The organism is Variovorax sp. UC122_21 (assembly GCF_044056785.1).
GTDB lineage: Bacteria > Pseudomonadota > Gammaproteobacteria > Burkholderiales > Burkholderiaceae_C > Variovorax.
Genome location: NZ_CP172002.1, coordinates 1 through 3,556 on the forward strand (window position 1 = coordinate 1; position 3,556 = coordinate 3,556).

General features: G+C 43.4%; 6 protein-coding genes and 1 pseudogene. 3 read left to right on the forward strand and 4 right to left on the reverse strand.

What is annotated here, in order from left to right:
• Nucleotides 1-233: 233 nt before the first annotated feature.
• On the forward strand, nt 234-428 hold the full coding sequence (locus ACHMXE_RS00005; protein WP_001421937.1) for a YlcI/YnfO family protein: 195 nt from the start codon (nt 234-236) through the stop codon (nt 426-428).
• Nucleotides 429-592: 164 nt separating this feature from the next.
• On the opposite strand, the gene ybcW is transcribed toward ACHMXE_RS00005, so the two are convergent.
• Nucleotides 593-799: a protein YbcW gene (gene ybcW, locus ACHMXE_RS00010; protein WP_001031427.1), complete on the reverse strand. Its 207-nt coding sequence runs from the start codon at nt 797-799 to the stop codon at nt 593-595.
• Nucleotides 800-1,084: 285 nt separating this feature from the next.
• Between ybcW and ACHMXE_RS00015 the strand changes: the two genes are divergently transcribed.
• Together ACHMXE_RS00015 and bor are read left to right on the forward strand one after the other, a co-directional pair.
• On the forward strand, nt 1,085-1,495 hold the full coding sequence (locus tag ACHMXE_RS00015; RefSeq protein WP_012775990.1) for a DUF1398 domain-containing protein: 411 nt from the start codon (nt 1,085-1,087) through the stop codon (nt 1,493-1,495).
• 289 nt (nt 1,496-1,784) lie between these two features.
• Nucleotides 1,785-2,078, forward strand: coding sequence for a serum resistance lipoprotein Bor (gene bor, locus ACHMXE_RS00020; protein ID WP_000738492.1), 294 nt, complete (start codon nt 1,785-1,787; stop codon nt 2,076-2,078).
• A gap of 31 nt (nt 2,079-2,109) precedes the next feature.
• On the opposite strand, the gene rzpD is transcribed toward bor, so the two are convergent.
• The 3 genes and pseudogenes from rzpD to ACHMXE_RS00035 form a co-directional block, all read right to left on the reverse strand.
• Nucleotides 2,110-2,571: a prophage endopeptidase RzpD gene (gene rzpD, locus ACHMXE_RS00025; protein WP_000092275.1), complete on the reverse strand. Its 462-nt coding sequence runs from the start codon at nt 2,569-2,571 to the stop codon at nt 2,110-2,112.
• On the reverse strand, nt 2,568-3,044 hold the full coding sequence (locus tag ACHMXE_RS00030) for a glycoside hydrolase family protein (RefSeq protein WP_000229403.1): 477 nt from the start codon (nt 3,042-3,044) through the stop codon (nt 2,568-2,570). Before ACHMXE_RS00030 ends, rzpD begins: the two co-directional genes overlap by 4 nt.
• A pseudogene (locus tag ACHMXE_RS00035) lies at nt 3,028-3,351 on the reverse strand (phage holin, lambda family). Before ACHMXE_RS00035 ends, ACHMXE_RS00030 begins: the two are co-directional and overlap by 17 nt.
• Nucleotides 3,352-3,556 lie beyond the last annotated feature (205 nt).

Here is a 3,556-nt window from a genome sequence, read left to right on the forward strand (position 1 = left end):
GCTTACGGTTCACTACTCACGACGATGTTTTTTTTGGTACCTTTTTTTTCACCGGAAAGGACCCGTAAAGTGATAATGATTATCATCTACATATCACAACGTGCGTGGAGGCCATCAAACCACGTCAAATAATCAATTATGACGCAGGTATCGTATTAATTGATCTGCATCAACTTAACGTAAAAACAACTTCAGACAATACAAATCAGCGACACTGAATACGGGGCAACCTCATGTCAACGAAGAACAGAACCCGCAGAACAACAACCCGCAACATCCGCTTTCCTAACCAAATGATTGAACAAATTAACATCGCTCTTGAGCAAAAAGGGTCCGGGAATTTCTCAGCCTGGGTCATTGAAGCCTGCCGTCGGAGACTAACGTCAGAAAAGAGAGCATATACATCAATTAAAAGTGATGAAGAATGAACATCCCGCGTTCTTCCCTCCGAACAGGACGATATTGTAAATTCACTTAATTACGAGGGCATTGCAGTAATTGAGTTGCAGTTTTACCACTTTCCTGACAGTGACAGACTGCGTGTTGGCTCTGTCACAGACTAAATAGTTTGAATGATTAGCAGTTATGGTGATCAGTCAACCACCAGGGAATAATCCTTCATATTATTATCGTGCTTCACCAACGCTGCCTCAATTGCTCTGAATGCTTCCAGAGACACCTTATGTTCTATACATGCAATTACAACATCAGGGTAACTCATAGAAATGGTGCTATTAAGCATATTTTTTACACGAATCAGATCCACGGAGGGATCATCAGCAGATTGTTCTTTATTCATTTTGTCGCTCCATGCGCTTGCTCTTCATCTAGCGGTTAAAATATTACTTCAAATCTTTCTGTATGAAGATTTGAGCACGTTGGCCTTACATACATCTGTCGGTTGTATTTCCCTCCAGAATGCCAGCAGGACCGCACTTTGTTACGCAACCAATACTATTAAGTGAAAACATTCCTAATATTTGACATAAATCATCAACAAAACACAAGGAGGTCAGACCAGATTGAAACGATAAAAACGATAATGCAAACTACGCGCCCTCGTATCACATGGAAGGTTTTACCAATGGCTCAGGTTGCCATTTTTAAAGAAATATTCGATCAAGTGCGAAAAGATTTAGACTGTGAATTGTTTTATTCTGAACTAAAACGTCACAACGTCTCACATTATATTTACTATCTAGCCACAGATAATATTCACATCGTGTTAGAAAACGATAACACCGTGTTAATAAAAGGACTTAAAAAGGTTGTAAATGTTAAATTCTCAAGAAACACGCATCTTATAGAAACGTCCTATGATAGGTTGAAATCAAGAGAAATCACATTTCAGCAATACAGGGAAAATCTTGCTAAAGCAGGAGTTTTCCGATGGGTTACAAATATCCATGAACATAAAAGATATTACTATACCTTTGATAATTCATTACTATTTACTGAGAGCATTCAGAACACTACACAAATCTTTCCACGCTAAATCATAACGTCCGGTTTCTTCCGTGTCAGCACCGGGGCGTTGGCATAATGCAATACGTGTACGCGCTAAACCCTGTGTGCATCGTTTTAATTATTCCCGGACACTCCCGCAGAGAAGTTCCCCGTCAGGGCTGTGGACATAGTTAATCCGGGAATACAATGACGATTCATCGCACCTGACATACATTAATAAATATTAACAATATGAAATTTCAACTCATTGTTTAGGGTTTGTTTAATTTTCTACACATACGATTCTGCGAACTTCAAAAAGCATCGGGAATAACACCATGAAAAAAATGCTACTCGCTACTGCGCTGGCCCTGCTTATTACAGGATGTGCTCAACAGACGTTTACTGTTCAAAACAAACCGGCAGCAGTAGCACCAAAGGAAACCATCACCCATCATTTCTTCGTTTCTGGAATTGGGCAGAAGAAAACTGTCGATGCAGCCAAAATTTGTGGCGGCGCAGAAAATGTTGTTAAAACAGAAACCCAGCAAACATTCGTAAATGGATTGCTCGGTTTTATTACTTTAGGCATTTATACTCCGCTGGAAGCGCGTGTGTATTGCTCACAATAATTGCATGAGTTGCCCATCGATATGGGCAACTCTATCTGCACTGCTCATTAATATACTTCTGGGTTCCTTCCAGTTGTTTTTGCATAGTGATCAGCCTCTCTCTGAGGGTGAAATAATCCCGTTCAGCGGTGTCTGCCAGTCGGGGGGAGGCTGCATTATCCACGCCGGAGGCGGTGGTGGCTTCACGCACTGACTGACAGACTGCTTTGATGTGCAACCGACGACGACCAGCGGCAACATCATCACGCAGAGCATCATTTTCAGCTTTAGCATCAGCTAACTCCTTCGTGTATTTTGCATCGAGCGCAGCAACATCACGCTGACGCATCTGCATGTCAGTAATTGCCGCGTTCGCCAGCTTCAGTTCTCTGGCATTTTTGTCGCGCTGGGCTTTGTAGGTAATGGCGTTATCACGGTAATGATTAACAGCCCATGACAGGCAGACGATGATGCAGATAACCAGAGCGGAGATAATCGCGGTGACTCTGCTCATACATCAATCTCTCTGACCGTTCCGCCCGCTTCTTTGAATTTTGCAATCAGGCTGTCAGCCTTATGCTCGAACTGACCATAACCAGCGCCCGGCAGTGAAGCCCAGATATTGCTGCAACGGTCGATTGCCTGACGGATATCACCACGATCAATCATAGGTAAAGCGCCACGCTCCTTAATCTGCTGCAATGCCACAGCGTCCTGACTTTTCGGAGAGAAGTCTTTCAGGCCAAGCTGCTTGCGGTAGGCATCCCACCAACGGGAAAGAAGCTGGTAGCGTCCGGCGCCTGTTGATTTGAGTTTTGGGTTTAGCGTGACAAGTTTGCGAGGGTGATCGGAGTAATCAGTAAATAGCTCTCCGCCTACAATGACGTCATAACCATGATTTCTGGTTTTCTGACGTCCGTTATCAGTTCCCTCCGACCACGCCAGCATATCGAGGAACGCCTTACGTTGATTATTGATTTCTACCATCTTCTACTCCGGCTTTTTTAGCAGCGAAGCGTTTGATAAGCGAACCAATCGAGTCAGTACCGATGTAGCCGATAAACACGCTCGTTATATAAGCGAGATTGCTACTTAGTCCGGCGAAGTCGAGAAGGTCACGAATGAACTAGGCGATAATGGCGCACATCGTTGCGTCGATTACTGTTTTTGTAAACGCACCGCCATTATATCTGCCGCGAAGGTACGCCATTGCAAACGCAAGGATTGCCCCGATGCCTTGTTCCTTTGCCGCGAGAATGGCGGCCAACAGGTCATGTTTTTCTGGCATCTTCATGTCTTACCCCCAATAAGGGGATTTGCTCTATTTAATTAGGAATAAGGTCGATTACTGATAGAACAAATCCAGGCTACTGTGTTTAGTAATCAGATTTGTTCGTGACCGATATGCACGGGCAAAACGGCAGGAGGTTGTTAGCGCAAAAAAAAAATTCCAAAAAAAAAATTCCAAAAAAAAAAAAGCGACTAACAAACACAATCTG